Source organism: Micromonospora pisi (assembly GCF_003633685.1).
GTDB classification, from domain to species: Bacteria; Actinomycetota; Actinomycetes; order Mycobacteriales; family Micromonosporaceae; genus Micromonospora_G; species Micromonospora_G pisi.
In genome coordinates this window covers 8,063,148-8,077,920 of record NZ_RBKT01000001.1, presented here as the reverse complement: position 1 = coordinate 8,077,920, position 14,773 = coordinate 8,063,148, and the positions used below count along the sequence as shown (strand labels likewise).

Here is a 14,773-nt window from a genome sequence, read left to right as displayed (position 1 = left end):
GAGGACCGACGTGAGCCTGCCCCTTCCCCCGCTGCCGCCGACCACGGGCGTCGACGACGACGACTACCGGCCCGGCGGGCTCAGCATCGTCGACCTGCTCACCGAGGAACACGCCCGGATCGGCACCCTCTGCCGGGAGCTGGCCGATCCGGGCCTCGTCGCCGACCAGCGGCACCGGTTGGCCGAGGTTCTCGTCGCGACCGTCACCCGGCACCTCTCCGGGGAGGAGCAGTACCTCTACCCGAGCCTGCGCAGCGCCCTGCCCGACGGGACGGCCGTGGCCGACCGGGAGATCGCCGCGGACGCGGCCCTGCTGCACGCGTTGCGCGAACTCTCCGCGGCGACGGCCGGCGACCCGGAGTACGACCGGACGGTCGCCCAGGTCGCCGAGCAGGTGACCCGGCACACCCGGGCGGCGACGGGCGAGATCTTCCCCGCCCTGCGCGCGGTGGCGAGCGAGGCCGACCTGATCCGGCTCGGCAACCGGGTGCAGATCGCCGAGGAGGCGGCGCCGACGCGACCGCACCCGGACACCCCGGCCACCCCGCCGTGGAACCGGATCGTCGAACCGGCGGTGGGCGTGGTCGACAAGGTCCGCGATGCGGTGACCGGGCGCCAGACGTACCTTGATGATCTGCCCGACGGCACGCGCCCCTGACCCGGATGCCGCCGGGTCCGGCGGCGGAGGACGGTAAGCGGTGCGGGACGCGATCGTGGTGCGTGGAGGCTGGGACGGACACGTTCCGGTGCAGGCGACGGAGCTGTTCATCCCCTTCCTGCGGGACCGGGGCTTCGCCGTCGAGGTCCACTCCGACCTCGACGTCTACACCGACGCCGCCCGACTCGCCGCCGCCGACCTGGTCGTGCAGTGCTGGTCGATCGGCACCATCACCGACGCCCAGGCCGACGGTCTGGCCGAGGCGGTCCGCGCCGGCACCGGTTTCGCCGGCTGGCACGGCGGGATCGTGGGCGCCTTCCACCACACCACCTACCACCAGCTCACCGGCGGCGTCTTCGTGCACCATCCGCCCGGCTTCGTCCATCATGAACTGACCGTCGCGCCGGACCGGGCCGACCATCCGGTGGTCGCCGGAATCGGCCCGGTCCGGCTGCACACCGAGAAGTACTGGGTGCTGACGGATCCGCTCAACGACGTACTCGCCACGGTCACCTTCGACACCGAGCCCGCCGACGGTGCCGGGGCGGCCTCGGGGACGCCGTGGCGGCGGGCGGTCACGTTCCCCGCCGTGTGGACCCGGAACTGGGGCGCGGGACGGGTTTTTGTCTCGACGGTCGGCCACAAACTGGACGACTTCGACGTCCCCGAGGTCCGCGCCATCACCGAGCGTGGGCTGCTCTGGGCAGCCCGTTAGTCCTGGGTGTCCGTTCGGTTACTTTTTACTTTTCGTTTGGGGGATCTTTCACCGGCCGAAGGTCTTCCCGTAGATCCCGTCATAGTCCTACCGTCACGCTATGAACCTGGAGCTGCGACACCTGAAGGTGGTCTGCGCCATCGCGGAGACTGGCAGCGTGACCAAGGCCGCCTCGGCCCTGGGACTGGCCCAACCGGCCCTCACCGCGCAGCTCCAGCGCATCGAGCGCACCCTCGGTGGGCCACTGTTCGAACGGGACCGTCGCGGCGCCCGCCCGACCGCCCTCGGCGAACTGGTACTCGCCCGGGCCCGGGTGCTGCTGCCCGCGATGAAGGGGCTTCAGGACGAGGCCGCCCGGCTAGCCGGCACCGGTACGACCCTGAGCCGTTACCGGTTCGGCGGAGTGAACAGCCCACTCATCGGCCGCCTCGTGCACCGGCTCGCCGCCGACCAGCCGCACGCCCAGATCAGCACGTACGCGTCCTGGTACGTCGACGAGCTGGCCCAGATGGTGCTCGGCGGGCGGCTCGACTACGCGCTGGCCGGGGTCTGCGGTGACGCCACCCCGTCGGCCGAGTTCGGGCTGACCTGGCGGGCGATCGCCATCGACGCGATTTTCGTCGTCCTGCCCGAGGCGCACCCGCTCGCCGCCGTCGACGAGGTCAGCCTGGCGATGCTCAGGGACGAGCAGTGGGCGGTCGCGCCCGGCGACGGCTGCTTCGGCGACTGCTTCGCGGCGGCCTGCGCGCGGGCCGGGTTCACCCCCCGCAAGATGTACGAGACCGACGTCCGGGGCTGTCTGGACCTGGTGGACGCGGGCGAGGCGGTGGCGCTGGCGCAGGCCACCTTCCGACCGTTCTCCGGTCTGGTGACCCGACCGTTGGCCGACGCGCCGCTGCGCTGGCGGTTGCTGCTCGGCTGGCACCCGGACGCCCCGGCGGCCCGGATCGCCGACCGGGTTCTCGGGCACGCGGTGGCGGCGTACACCGACTCGCTCCACCGCAACCCCGACTACCTCGCCTGGCTCGCACGCAACCCGGCCTTCGGACCGCAGCAGATGGCCGCCGCCTGACCCCTGTCGCCGGGGGCCGCACCGCCCGTGGCCCGCGGCCCGTGGCCCGTCACGGTATGAGCTAGGTGAGATATACCTGCGTCGATTAAGTCGCCGTTAGGTTAGGCCTGCCCCGCTCGATCCAGGCCCAACTGGTGGCGTGACGGCCGCCGGCACCGGGACTGATCCCCGGTCAGCGGTGCACCCGGACCATCCGCACCGCCGGCTATCCGGGCCCGACACCCCCGGTCGCCGTGGTCGGGCGAGGCAACCCCGTTTCCGCTCGCTCACCGCGTACCGCCCGGCTCGACGGCGGCCCTGTCCCGACCGGATCCGGCACACCCCCAAGGAGACGAACGGATGAAGCGAAGACTCGCCGCAGCGGCAGCGGTCATCCTGCTGCCCGCCGGTGTTGTCCCGGTCGTGGCCCTACCCGCGACCGCGGCCCCCGGTAACGGATCCAGGAGCGCGGTCGGCGCCGCCGCGAGCCCCGAGATGCTCGCCGCCATGCAGCGCGACCTCGGTCTGACGGCCAGCGAGGCGAAGGCACGGATCGCCCGCGACGACAAGGCCAGCCGGACCGACGCCGACCTGCGCAAGGCACTCGGCCGAGGCTACGCCGGCGGCTGGGTGAGCGCCGAGAGCGGCGACCTGGTGGTCGCGGTCACCGACACGGCCCTGACCACCCGGGTCACCGCGGCCGGCGCCGTGGCCAAGGTGGTCGCCCGCAGCGCGGCCGAACTCGACGCGGTCAAGAGCGGCCTCGACCGCGCCTCGGCGAAGGTGACCTCGGCGACGGTCGCCGGTTGGTACGTCGACGTCGCCAGCAACACCGTGGTGGTGCTGGCGAAGGGAGACACCGCCGGAGCGGGCAGCTTCGTCAAGGCCAGCGGGGTGGACAGCTCGGCGGTACGGCTGGTCCCCACCACCGAGTCGCCGGTCCCGTACTACGACGTACGCGGCGGCGACGCCTACTACATGGGCGGCGGCCGGTGCTCGGTCGGCTTCTCGGTGACCGGCGGCTTCGTCACCGCTGGCCACTGCGGCACCACCGGCACCGCCACCCAGGGCTTCAACCAGGTCAGCCAGGGCACCTTCCGGGGATCCTCGTTCCCGGGCAACGACTACGCCTGGGTGCAGACCAACTCGAACTGGACCCCGCAGCCGTGGGTGAACAACTACGCCGGCGGGAACACGACCGTGGCCGGCTCCACCGAGTCGGCCGTCGGCGCGTCGATCTGCCGCTCCGGGTCGACCACCGGCTGGCGGTGCGGCACCGTACAGGCGAAGAACTCGTCGGTGACCTACCCGCAGGGCACGGTCTCGGGCCTGACCCGTACCAACGCCTGCGCCGAGCCGGGCGACTCGGGCGGCTCCTGGCTCTCCGGCCAGCAGGCCCAGGGCGTCACCTCTGGCGGCTCCGGCAACTGCTCCTCCGGCGGGACGACCTACTTCCAGCCGGTGAACGAGATCCTCTCGGTCTACGGCCTCACGCTGCGTACGGGCAGCGGTGGCGGCGACCCGCCGCCGACCGGCTGCACCGGCTACGAGGCCACCTACAGCGGTTCGGTGACCAGCGCCAACAGCCAGTTCCAGCCGAACGGCAGCTACTACCAGTCGACTGTTTCCGGCACCCACCGCGGCTGCCTGGACGGTCCGTCCGGGGTGGACTTCGACCTCTACCTGCAGAAGTGGAACGGCAGCGCCTGGGTCGACGTGGCCGCGGGTGAGAGCGCCAGCGCGGACGAGACGATCACGTACAACGGCACCGCCGGTTACTACCGCTACGACGTCTACGCGTACAGCGGCTCGGGCAGCTACTCACTCGCCATCACCAACCCGTAACGGCACATCGCCCGGTTCAGGGCGGGTCGCAGGTACGCACCCCGCGACCCGCCCTGAACCTCGACCTCGACCTCCGGTTCAGGTCCACGGTGACGACGGCTGTGGCCCACCCCCGTGGCCAACGATCGCTCCTACCGGTCCGACCAGGTGCGAACCGCCCGGAACCGGGTACCGGTAGAGACATGACCGACCTGATCCCCGGTGGGGACGCCCGCGAGAACGCCCGCCGGATCGCCGCCGCCCACACCGCGGCCTCCCGCGACGTGGAGGCGTTCCTGCGTCGGGCGCCCGAGGTGCCGACCCCGGCCGACGTGGCCGAGTACGCCGCCCTGCTGGCCCGCGAGGAGGCGTTCCGGACCGAGCGGCAGGACGCCGCCGAGGGCGCCGGCTTCGACGCCCCAGACATCGGCGGCGCCTGACCCCCGCCACCCGGCCCACACGTTCCAACCCGAACAGGGTCCGGCCCGGACCCTGTTCGGGTTCCGCCCGAACCTGACCCGGTCTAGTGGTCGAGCATCGGGTCGTGCCCCAGGTCGAGCAGGGACCGGCGCCAGCCCTCGTCGGAGAGGCCGCCGTCGGGACGGGCCTCGAGAAGTTCCTCGATCCCGTCCACCGTCTCCCGCATCACGTCGATGTCGCCCGGGGTCAGGTCGACCTTGCGCTTGCGCTTCACGGCGAGGATCTGCCGGCCCGGCTCGGGCAGGTTGAGATCCGGCCCCGGCCCGAACGCCTCCTCCCCCGACCCCTGGGTCATCAACCAGGTACGCAACTGTTCCGAGGTGACGTTGACCCGGTCGTGGAAGACCTGCCACAACTGCTCGACCTCGGGCTCGACTCGCTGCTCGCGGGCCATCACGGCTCCTTCCGGGAAGTCGGCGGCGTACCCGCCGGTTCGTCCTCGCCCCGGTCCGGCCCCTCCTGGTCGGACCCCGTACGGTCCGGCCGGTCCCGCTCGTCCCGTAGCTGTGTCCGGTCCGGGTTGGCGGTCGGCGGATGCAGGACGGCGTCCGTTTTCGGGCTCTTCTCCCGGATCTCCTCAGGTTGACTCAACGTCCGACTCCCCTCGCCATCCCCGTGGCCCGTTCCAGGGCCATTTCCGCTCCCGGTACCGGCCCGGCTGGCCCCGTACTCCGGTGCCGCCAGCGGTCCCGGTGTCGACCGGCGTCGGTCCTCACTCGGCGCTCGCCGACGCCGGGGTCGGGTTGCGGCCGCTACCCCGGCCGCTGTCCGACACGTCGAAGGTGAGCGCACCGTCAGCGGCGTCGATCGTGATCCGCTGACCGGGCGCGAGCGAGCCGTCCAGCAACATCCGCGACAGCCGGTTGTCGATCTCGCGCTGAATGGTCCGGCGCAGCGGCCGGGCGCCGAACTCCGGTTGGTAGCCGTGCTCGGCGATCCAGTCGACGCCGGGGGTGGTGAAGTCGACGACGATGTCCTGGGCGTGCAGCCGCTGCCTGGTTTCCTCGAGCAGCAGCTCGGTGATCTGCCGCAGTTGCTCGCTCTCCAACCGCCGGAAGATGATCACCTCGTCGATCCGGTTGAGGAACTCGGGTCGGAAGTGCTCCTGGAGCCGGCGCATCAGCCGCTCCCGCAGCTCGGCGCTCTCCTCCTCGGCCCCGTCCCCGCCGAAGCCGACACTGCGCTGGGTGCCGGTGATCAGTTCCGAACCGAGGTTGCTCGTCATGATCAGTACGGTGTTACGGAAGTTGACCGTACGGCCCTGGCTGTCGGTGAGCCGGCCGTCGTCGAGGACCTGGAGCAGGATGTTGAACACGTCCGGGTGCGCCTTCTCGATCTCGTCGAGCAGCACCACCGCGTACGGTCGGCGGCGTACCGCCTCGGTGAGCTGGCCCGCCTCCTCGTAGCCGACGTATCCGGGCGGGGCGCCGACCAGCCGGCTGACCGTGTGCCGCTCCTGGAACTCGCTCATGTCGAGGCGGATCATCCGGTCGGACTCGCCGAACAACGCCTCGGCCAGGGCCCGTGCCAGCTCGGTCTTGCCCACCCCGGTCGGGCCGAGGAAGAGGAAGCTGCCCATCGGGCGGTCCGGATCCGCCAGCCCGGTACGGGACCGCCGTACCGCCTCGGCCACCGCGTTGACCGCGTCGTCCTGGCCGACGATCCGCTCGTGCAGGTGTCCCTCCAGCCGCAGCAGCCGGTCGCGTTCCTCCTCGGTGAGCTGGCTGACCGGGATGCCGGTGGCCCGGGAGACCACCTCGGCGATCTCCTGTGGCCGTACCTCGGGAACCTGGTTGCGACCGTTGTCGCCACGGGACGCCTCGATCTGCTCCTGTACGTTCTGGAGCCGGTCGCGCAACTGGGACGCCCGCTCGTACTGCTCGTCGGCGACCGCCTGTTCCTTGTCCCGGCGCAGGTCCTCCAGTTCCCGCTCGAGGTCGCGTACGTCGCTGTCCGGGGTCCGGGTACGCAGCCGTACCCGTGCTCCGGCCTGGTCGAGCAGGTCGATCGCCTTGTCCGGCAGGAAGCGGTCGGTCAGGTACCGGTCGGAGAGTTCGGCGGCGGCGACCAGGGCCTCGTCGGTGAACCGCACCTGGTGGTGTGCCTCGTAGCGGTCACGCAGGCCGCGCAGGATCGCCACCGTGTCGTCGACCGACGGCTCCGGTACCAGCACCGGCTGGAACCGCCGGGCCAGTGCCGCGTCCTTCTCGATGTACCGCCGGTACTCGTTCAACGTGGTCGCGCCGACCACCCGTAGCTCGCCTCGGGCCAGCGCGGGCTTGAGCATGTTGCTGGCGTCCATGCCGCCCTCGCTGCCCGCGCCGCCGGCCCCGACCAGGGTGTGCAGTTCGTCGAGGAAGACGATGAGCTCTTCGCCGTGGGCCCGGATCTCGTCGATGACCTTCTTCAACCGCTCCTCGAAGTCGCCCCGGTAGCGGGTGCCGGCGACCAGACCGGCCAGGTCCAACTGCACCACCCGCTTGCCGAGCAGGGTCCTTGGTACGTCCCCGTCGGCGATCCGCTCGGCCAACCCTTCGACGATCGCGGTCTTGCCGACGCCGGCCTCACCGATCAGCACCGGGTTGTTCTTGGTGCGGCGGGAGAGGATCTCGACCGCCTGTTCGATCTCGTCGGCCCGACCGATGACCGGGTCGATCTCGTCGGCGCGGGCCAGGTCGGTGAGGTCCTGGGCGTACTGGTCCAGGGTCGGGGTGCCCCGGTCCGGCTTGGGCGTCGGGGCGCCGGACCGTTCCGAGTTGGCGTTCTGCAACGCCTGCGGCTGGATCCGACCGGCGGCGAGCATCCGCCCGGCCGGTGACTCCGGGTTGAGCGGCAGGGCCATCAGGATGTGCTCCGGCCCGATGTAGGAGGCGCCCATGGCCCGGGAGAGCTGGTGGGCGTCGAGCAGCGCCCGCTTCGCGGCCGGGGTCAGCGAGAGGTTCGGCGGAACCTGCCCGTGCGGCGCGGGCTCGGCCTGGCGCTGCTGGCCGCCGAGCGCGCCGGCCAGCGCGTCCGGGTCGGCCCCGGCCCGGCGGACCAGCTCACGCAGCGGCTCGCGCTGCAACGCGGCCCAGAGCAGGTGGTCGGTGTCGAGGTCGCTGCTGGAGGCGGAGGCGGCCCGGCGGGCGGCGTCGGCGAGCAGTTCCCGGGCGTCGGCGGTCATCAGCCGGGTGATGTCCACCCGGTGGGCGGGCCGGCGCCCCTCGCCGCGCCCGAAGTATCGGGCCAGGAACTCGTCCCAGGGGTCAACGCCGGAGTCACCGGGTGGCTGCGTCATCTCTGGTCCCCCTCAACGGGCGCGACACGGTCGGCGTGGCCTACCCGGCGGCCGGCCCGACAAACGTGCGGTGGTGGCAGGCTGGGCACATGAACGCCGAGCTGCTACTGGTGGTGGACGCCGCCAACGTGATGGGTTCCCGCCCGGACGGCTGGTGGCGGGACCGGGCCGGTGCCGCGGCCCGGTTGCGGGACACCTTGGCCGAGCTCACCGAGACCGGGCTGCCGGACCTGCCGACGCCACTCGAGGTGGTGCTCGTGGTCGAGGGGGCGGCCCGGGACGTACCCGGCAGCGACCGGGTCCGGGTGGTGCCGGCGCCGGGTTCCGGCGACGACCGGATCGTGGACCTGGTCCGGGAGGAGGCACCGGGGCGGCGCTGCGTCGTGGTCACGGCCGACCGCGAACTGCGCTCCCGGGTGACCGCGCTGGGCGCGGAGGTACGTGGACCGCGCTGGCTCCGCCCCGAAAACTGACGGACAGACTGTCGGAGATCCGACTGAATGCTGCCCACCATCCCGGCCCGCCTGGTCCGACCTCGTACTTCGTAAAAACCCGCAAGCCGCGCCGGAACGGACAGCCGGGTGTGAACCGCCCACCCGGATATGTTGACCCCAGAAGGGCATTACCTTCTAATGAAAACCCTCTCCGCCCGCCCCCAGGAGGTTCGCCGTGGCGAGCGTCGCCGAGCTGAAAGCAGCCATCGATGCCGCCCTCCAGCAGATCACCGAGGGCCAGACCGCTGTGCAGGCGGCCAGCGAGAAGCTGACCGAGGCACAGCAGACGCTGGCCGGCGCGTTGGAGGGTAGTGGGCACGAGACCGTCAGTGCCGCACAGGCGTCGCTGACCCAGGCGTCGCAGGAGTTGGAGGAATGTCTCTCCGCCACCCTCGCCGCGGTGGAGCAGGCACAGCTCTACGTCTCGACGCTCTGAGCCGCCCATGTCCATCGTGGAGGAACTGGGCGCGCTGGTACGGGCCGCCGCCGACGAACTGCCGGTGGCCCAGGTGACGGAGGCGCTGGACCGGCTCCGACAGGCCGCCGACCGGCTGCGTTGGGTCCGGCAGGAGTCGTCCGACCCGATGGGCGTACCCGAACTGTCGGCCGCCACCGAACACGCCGAGACCGCCGGTCACGTGCTACGGGTGGCACAGGACCAGTTCGCCGCGTACCTGGCCGCGATCGGGCTGGCCGGCGACGGGCCGCCGGCCGCCGGGCAACCCGCACGGCGGGAACCGACCGACGATCCGCCGACCGCCGGACCGGGCCCCGTACCCGAGCCACGCGGCGAAGCCGGGCCGGTCCACCGCTGGTGGTCGGTACGGGTGACCGAGCTGACCGGCCAACGCGACGCCCCCGGCGCGAAACCCGACCGCGAGATCACCGACGCCGAGGAGTTGCTGCGCCGGGTGGCCGAGCGGGTACGCGCCGACGACCGCGGCCAACTGCACGCCCAACTGCGGGACGTACCGGCCGACGTGGGACTCGGCATGGCCGCGGTGGCGCCGCCGATGCTCCGCGACCTGGCCGCCGAACTGCTCGGACACCCGCCCCGGGCGCAGGACCTGCCCCGGCTGCGGGGCGAGCTCACCGGCAGGGCCCGCGACCTGCTGCCGGGCCTTCCGGCCGAGGTGCTCGAGACGGCGCTGAGCCGGGTCTGCCGGATGCCGCCCCCGAGGAATCCCACCGCGCCGCCACATCCGGCCGATCCGGCGGTCGCCGCCGGGGTACTCACCGGACTGCTGCTCCACCGGCTCGGCCGAGACGCCAAGTCGGTAGCCGCCCAGACCCTGCGGGAGTCCGATGGCTGACGTCCGGACCCAGCTCGTCACCCGGGTCCGCGGCATGCTGTCGCATGCACTCGGCGTGACCCGGGGCAGGTTGACACAGGCGCGCACCGAACTCGACAGCTCCCGGGACCGGCTGGCCCGGACCCGTCGGGCCGCCGCGCGGGTACCGCAACGCGTCGGCGCCGAACGCGACCGCCGGCTCACCGAGATCGCCGACGAGTACGACGCCGAACTGATCCTGCTGGCCCGACGTACCGCCGAGGCGGCGACCGAGGCGGCACCCGGCGCGGCCAGCACGGCGTGGTCGTCGTGGCGGCCGAGCCCGGCGGCCCGCCACGAACCCGCCGGTGCGCTGCGGATCGGCGCGGTCCGCCTGCCCGAAGCCGAACCGGTGCCGGCACTGGTGCCGCTGCTGGACCGGGGCCACGTACACCTCGCCGGCACCGACCGGGCGGGCTGCGACGCGGTCGTCGCCGCCCTGCTGCTGCGGGCGGTGGGCCGCGCCGAACCCGGCGCCGTCCGGCTGATCGGGTACGACCCGGAGCATCTCGGCGGCGGGCTGGCCGGCTTCGCCCCCCTCTCCACCGCCGGGCTGCTCACCTTCGTCGGTCCGGGCGGACTGGCCCGCCTCCTCGACGATCTCGTCGACCAGATCCGCCGGATCAACGAGACGGTGCTCGCCGGCGAGTACGGCTCGCTGCGGGAACTGGCCGCCGCGACCGGGCGCCGACCCGAACCGTGGCGGGTGGCGGTGCTGCTCGGCGGGGACGAACTCTCCCGGCACGAGCGCGGTCAGCTCGACCGGGTGGTCCGCACCGGCGCCGCCTGCGGCGTACACTTGGTGGTCCGGGGCATAGAACTGCCGGACGAGCCGACGGTGGAACGGGTGCAGGTCGGCGACGGCCTGACCCGGTTGCGGACCGCACCCGGGCTGCCCGTACGACTCGACCCGCCACCCCCGGCAAGCCTGGTCACCGACACCTGCCGGGAGATCGCCGCCGCGGTCACCGCCGGTCCCGCCCCGTCCCCCTTCACCGACCTGCTGCCGCCGGTCGACCAGATGTGGAAGGAAAGCTCGGCCACCGGGCTGATCGCGCCGATCGGCGACGGCCCGCAGGGGCGACCGGTGCTGCTCACCCTCGGCGACTACCCACCGCACGCGTTGATCGGTGGCCCGTCCGGCACCGGCAAGACCAACCTGATCTTCGCCTGGATCGGGGCGCTGGCCGCCCGCTACTCCCCCGCCGAGCTGGAGTTCTATCTGCTCGACTTCAAGGAGGGGGTGTCCTTCGCCCGGTTCGCCCAGGGGCGGCGGGACCCGAGCTGGCTGCCGCACATGCGCCTGGTCGGCATCAACGTCAACACCGACCGCGAGTTCGGCCTGGCCCTGCTGCGCTTCCTCGCCGAGGAACTGCGCCGCCGCGCCGACGCCGCGAAGCGGCACGAGGTGACCAAGCTCGCCGAGCTGCGCTCGGTCGACCCGGACGGGCACTGGCCCCGGATCGTGGCGGTGGTCGACGAGTTCCAGATGCTGCTCGCCGGCCGGGACGCGGTCGCCCGCGAGGCGGCCGACCTGCTGGAGGACCTGGCCCGGCGCGGCCGGTCCCAGGGTATCCACCTGGTCCTCGCCTCCCAGGACGTACGCGGCATCGAAGCACTCTGGGGGCGGCCCGCACTGGTCGCCCAGTTCACCCTCCGGATCGCGTTGCCGAAGGCGCTGCGCATCCTCGCCGAACGCAACGACGCCGCCCAGGCCCTGCCCCGGCACCACGCGGTGGTCAACGCCGAGTCCGGCATGGTCGAGGGGAACCAGGTCGCCCAGATCCCGTCCGCCAGCGACTGGGGCACCTGGAGCGAGTTGCAGAACCAGCTCTGGCGGATGCGCCCGCAGGACGCCGCACCGGCCCGGTTGTTCGACGGCGACGCGGTGCCCCGACTCGCCGACGCCCCGGACTTCGCCGCGCTGCGGCCGGTCGACGAGTCGGCCGAAGGTCGTACGGCGGGCAGCCCCCGAGGGCCGGTCGCCCTGCTCGGCGAGATCATCGACGTACAGGCCCGCTCGGCGGGGATGCGGCTGCCCCGGGCGCCCGGCCGGAACCTGGCCGTGCTCGGCACCCGGGTGGACGAGGCCTGCGCGGTACTCGACGCGGCGGCCCGCTCGCTGCACCGACAGCACCCACCGGGCACCGCCCGGTTCTCGATCGCCTGCCTCGACCCGGACGCCGACCCGGCCGCCCGATCGCTGTACGACGCGCTCGGCGACGACGCGGCCTGGTACGACGAGGAAACGGTGCCGGAGCTGATGAGTGAGACGGCTTCCGCGTTGGGCCTGGGCACCATGCCGGGTGAACCCCACTACCTGCTGCTGTACGCGGTCGACGCGGCGGCCGGCCGGCTGGCCGCACGCGCCGGTGGACGTACCGGGCTGGAACACCTGCGGCAGATCCTGCACGACGGGCCGGAGCGGCGAACCCACGTACTCGCCTGGTGGCGGGGAGTCGCCCGGATGCGGGCGGACCTTGGCGGCCCGGCGTCGCGGACCGACCAAATCGGCGCCTGGGTGGCCCTCGACGTGCAGGGCGCGGAGCTGGGCTCGGCGCTCTATCCCGGTACGGGCGGCCCGGACTGGTACCCCCGGCCGTGGCGGGGACTCTTCTTCGACCGGGCGGTGCACCGTACCGGCCAGACGATCATTCCGTACGGGCCGGCCCGATGAGCGAGACGTACGCCCAGCTCATCCGCCGGCTCGCCGACGTGACCGCCCGGATGGAGGCCGAGCGGGCCGAGGCCGAGAGCTGGTACGCCAGCCAGTGCGCGGGCGCGGAACGCGCGGTACGCGACGCCGAGCAGGCGGTACGTCGGGCCGAGGCGGAACTCGCCTCGGCCGGCCAGGAGGCCGAGCTGACCGAGGCCGAGGTGCTCCACCTGTGGCAGACCCTGCGGGACCGCCTGGGCGCGGGCGCCCGCCGGATCGGCGACCCCCCGGTGCCGACGCCGGGGCCGCCGACCGACCCGGGTCTGCTGCTCGAGGGGGTCCGGGACCTGCTGGACCGGACCCGGCACCCGGGCGAGCTGCCCGCCTCCAGCCACCCACTGCTGGCGGTCTTCGGTGTGCTCGGCGCCGCGCTCGCGTACGCCCTGGGGTTCGCCGCCCGCGCGGCCGGGGTCCGGTACGGCGGCGACCTGGCCGTGGGCATGCCGGTACTGAGCCTGGTGGTGACGCTGCTCGGCCCGCTGGTCGGCCTGGCCCCGGCGAAACTGCTGGCCGACCGTCGGCATGCCGGCCTGGACCCGAGGGCGGTGACCGTGGTGGTCGTCGCCGGGGCGCTGACCACCGGCACGCTCTTCGCCCTGTTCCGCTGAACCCGTTCGCCGGAGCCCCACCCCCGACGTACCGGACCGGCTCACCCCGGTACGGCCACCGCCTCGCGCAGCAGCCGTCGGGCGAGCACGATCCGGTCGGCGTCGTCGTCGAGACCGGGCAGGTCGCCGACCCGGGAGACACCGCCGTCGAGAAAGGCGCGTAGGGCGAGCGCGCACTGTCCGGGGAAGGTGATGGTGCGGTCGAACAGGCGCAACGCGATCCGGTCCGGCTCACCGTCGCCGGCCGGCGTGACCTGCCAGCGCAGTCCCTCGCGGGGGGTGAGCCGGGAGTCGGCGTCGAGTGCCGCGATCGCGTCCGCCTGGGCGAGCGGCCGGATCGGCGCCGGACGTGTGGCCGGCCAGAGCCGCTCCCGCAGCTTCGCCGCCACCGCCGCCGGGTCCGCCTGGCCGAGCCAGTCCTGAAGCGCCTCGACGGTCTCGGTCAGCTCCTTCGAGATCTGGTCGGGTTCGGCGAGGTCGAGCCCGAACGGGAGCGAGGTACGCAGCCGCTGGTCCTCGGCGGCGAGCCCGAGCAGGGCCTCCACCAGGGCGTAGCGGGTCAACGCGCGGACACCGACGGTCAGGTGCAGCGAGCTGCCCTGCTGCGCCTGCGCGCTGTGCAGCCACCCCCGGGGCAGGTAGAGCGCGTCACCGGGCCCCAGGGTCACGTCGAGCGCCGGTGGGCCGGCGGCGGTGGCGGAGACCTCGTCGGCCCGACCGCCCCAGGTCTGGCGCTCCAGCGGGTCGGGGAGCACCGGCTCGTGGATCCGCCAGTGCTTGCGCCCGTCCACCTGGAGCACGAACACGTCGTGGGTGTCGTAGTGGGTGGCGAAGCCCTGGTTGCCGGCGGGGGTCAGGTACGCGTTGACCTGCAACGGTTGGCTGAGCGCGGCGCCGAGTTCGCGGGTGAAGTCGATCAGCGGGGGCCAGTTGCGGTGCAGGCCCTGGAGGACGAGGGTGGCGCCGTCGGCGTACAGGTCGAGGACCTTCTCGTCGAGCACCTGGTCGCCGATCTCGGCGCCGGCCCCGCCACCACCGGTGAAACGAGCCGCCGGCAGCACCTGTCCCTCCTTCGCGACCCGGAGGAACGGCGTACGCAGGCCGCGCCGGCTGAGCAGGTCGTCGGCGTCGGCCGGGCTGAACAGGTCGGTGAAACCGTCCGGGTTGCCGAGTTCCGCGGCCCGGGACAGCAGCGGTGTACGGCCCCAGTGAGCGGCCACGAAGTTGCTCGGGGCAAGGGCCACACAACGGGCGAGCGCCGGGCGGCGGTGGCCGCCCGGCGCGTCGTCGGTCATCTCCGTGCCCCGGCTACCGGGCCGCGCTGTCCGCGCCGCCGTCGCGCTGTCCGGGGCTGGCCCCACCGTCGGCCGGGCCCTCGGCGCTGCCGTCGGCGCCGCCGTCGTGCTGGCCGGGCGTCGCCCCGCCGTCGGCCGGACCCTCGGCGGACCCGTCGGCGCCGCCATCGTGCTGCCCCGCCGTCGCCCCGCCGTCGGCCGGACCCTCGGCGGCTCCGTCGGCACCCCCGTCACGGCCCGTGGGGTTGGCCCCACCGTCGGCCGGGCCCTCGCCGGCGCCACCGCCGCTCGTCCGCATGTCGTCGTCGTCGAGTCTCATCGGGC

Annotated in this window: 15 protein-coding genes; 10 read left to right on the top strand and 5 right to left on the bottom strand. The window is 73.2% G+C overall.

The window, feature by feature from the left end; translation table 11 throughout:
- Positions 1 to 10 precede the first annotated feature (10 nt).
- The 5 genes from BDK92_RS34645 (at position 11) to BDK92_RS34625 (ending at position 4,688) form a co-directional block, all read left to right on the top strand.
- Positions 11 to 658 (top strand): hemerythrin domain-containing protein, encoded by a 648-nt coding sequence (locus tag BDK92_RS34645; RefSeq protein ID WP_121160528.1) that lies wholly within the window; start codon positions 11 to 13, stop codon positions 656 to 658.
- A gap of 40 nt (positions 659 to 698) precedes the next feature.
- Entirely contained in the window at positions 699 to 1,373 is a 675-nt protein-coding gene (locus BDK92_RS34640) for a ThuA domain-containing protein (RefSeq protein WP_121160527.1), read from the top strand.
- Between the two features lie 100 nt (positions 1,374 to 1,473).
- A complete protein-coding gene (locus BDK92_RS34635) occupies positions 1,474 to 2,445 on the top strand; it encodes a LysR family transcriptional regulator (protein ID WP_121160526.1) in 972 nt (323 codons plus the stop codon).
- Positions 2,446 to 2,784: 339 nt separating this feature from the next.
- Positions 2,785 to 4,269 carry a S1 family peptidase gene (locus BDK92_RS34630; RefSeq protein WP_170208798.1) on the top strand — a complete coding sequence of 495 codons (1,485 nt, stop codon included), beginning with the start codon at positions 2,785 to 2,787 and terminating at the stop codon, positions 4,267 to 4,269.
- Between the two features lie 182 nt (positions 4,270 to 4,451).
- Positions 4,452 to 4,688, top strand: coding sequence for a hypothetical protein (locus tag BDK92_RS34625; RefSeq protein ID WP_121160525.1), 237 nt, complete (start codon positions 4,452 to 4,454; stop codon positions 4,686 to 4,688).
- An 83-nt stretch (positions 4,689 to 4,771) separates the two neighbouring features.
- Here the strand turns inward: BDK92_RS34625 and BDK92_RS34620 are convergent, their stop codons facing one another.
- From BDK92_RS34620 to BDK92_RS34610, 3 genes are all read right to left on the bottom strand, one after another.
- Positions 4,772 to 5,122 (bottom strand): DUF3140 domain-containing protein, encoded by a 351-nt coding sequence (locus BDK92_RS34620; protein WP_121160524.1) that lies wholly within the window; start codon positions 5,120 to 5,122, stop codon positions 4,772 to 4,774.
- The gene (locus tag BDK92_RS34615) at positions 5,122 to 5,319 is read right to left on the bottom strand and encodes a hypothetical protein (protein ID WP_121160523.1); all 198 of its coding nucleotides are present in this window, start codon (positions 5,317 to 5,319) and stop codon (positions 5,122 to 5,124) included. Before BDK92_RS34615 ends, BDK92_RS34620 begins: the two co-directional genes overlap by 1 nt.
- Before the next feature lie 121 nt (positions 5,320 to 5,440).
- Positions 5,441 to 8,005, bottom strand: a complete 2,565-nt coding sequence (locus BDK92_RS34610) for an ATP-dependent Clp protease ATP-binding subunit (protein ID WP_121160522.1) — start codon at positions 8,003 to 8,005, stop codon at positions 5,441 to 5,443.
- A gap of 89 nt (positions 8,006 to 8,094) precedes the next feature.
- Here BDK92_RS34610 and BDK92_RS34605 point away from each other — a divergent pair, with 89 nt between their 5' ends.
- The 5 genes from BDK92_RS34605 to BDK92_RS34585 all read left to right on the top strand — a co-directional run bounded on the left by BDK92_RS34605 (position 8,095) and on the right by BDK92_RS34585 (position 13,154).
- Positions 8,095 to 8,478, top strand: coding sequence for a PIN domain-containing protein (locus BDK92_RS34605; RefSeq protein ID WP_121160521.1), 384 nt, complete (start codon positions 8,095 to 8,097; stop codon positions 8,476 to 8,478).
- A gap of 196 nt (positions 8,479 to 8,674) precedes the next feature.
- Positions 8,675 to 8,935, top strand: a complete 261-nt coding sequence (locus tag BDK92_RS34600; RefSeq protein ID WP_121160520.1) for a hypothetical protein — start codon at positions 8,675 to 8,677, stop codon at positions 8,933 to 8,935.
- A 7-nt stretch (positions 8,936 to 8,942) separates the two neighbouring features.
- Positions 8,943 to 9,812: a hypothetical protein gene (locus tag BDK92_RS34595; RefSeq protein ID WP_121160519.1), complete on the top strand. Its 870-nt coding sequence runs from the start codon at positions 8,943 to 8,945 to the stop codon at positions 9,810 to 9,812.
- Positions 9,805 to 12,507: an FtsK/SpoIIIE domain-containing protein gene (locus tag BDK92_RS34590; RefSeq protein WP_121160518.1), complete on the top strand. Its 2,703-nt coding sequence runs from the start codon at positions 9,805 to 9,807 to the stop codon at positions 12,505 to 12,507. The genes BDK92_RS34595 and BDK92_RS34590 overlap by 8 nt, the downstream gene beginning before the upstream one ends.
- The gene (locus tag BDK92_RS34585) at positions 12,504 to 13,154 is read left to right on the top strand and encodes a hypothetical protein (protein WP_121160517.1); all 651 of its coding nucleotides are present in this window, start codon (positions 12,504 to 12,506) and stop codon (positions 13,152 to 13,154) included. Before BDK92_RS34590 ends, BDK92_RS34585 begins: the two co-directional genes overlap by 4 nt.
- Before the next feature lie 41 nt (positions 13,155 to 13,195).
- Here the strand turns inward: BDK92_RS34585 and BDK92_RS34580 are convergent, their stop codons facing one another.
- Together BDK92_RS34580 and BDK92_RS34575 are read right to left on the bottom strand one after the other, a co-directional pair.
- Positions 13,196 to 14,449 carry a cupin domain-containing protein gene (locus BDK92_RS34580; protein WP_121160516.1) on the bottom strand — a complete coding sequence of 418 codons (1,254 nt, stop codon included), beginning with the start codon at positions 14,447 to 14,449 and terminating at the stop codon, positions 13,196 to 13,198.
- 13 nt (positions 14,450 to 14,462) lie between these two features.
- On the bottom strand, positions 14,463 to 14,768 hold the full coding sequence (locus BDK92_RS34575) for a hypothetical protein (protein ID WP_121160515.1): 306 nt from the start codon (positions 14,766 to 14,768) through the stop codon (positions 14,463 to 14,465).
- Positions 14,769 to 14,773 lie beyond the last annotated feature (5 nt).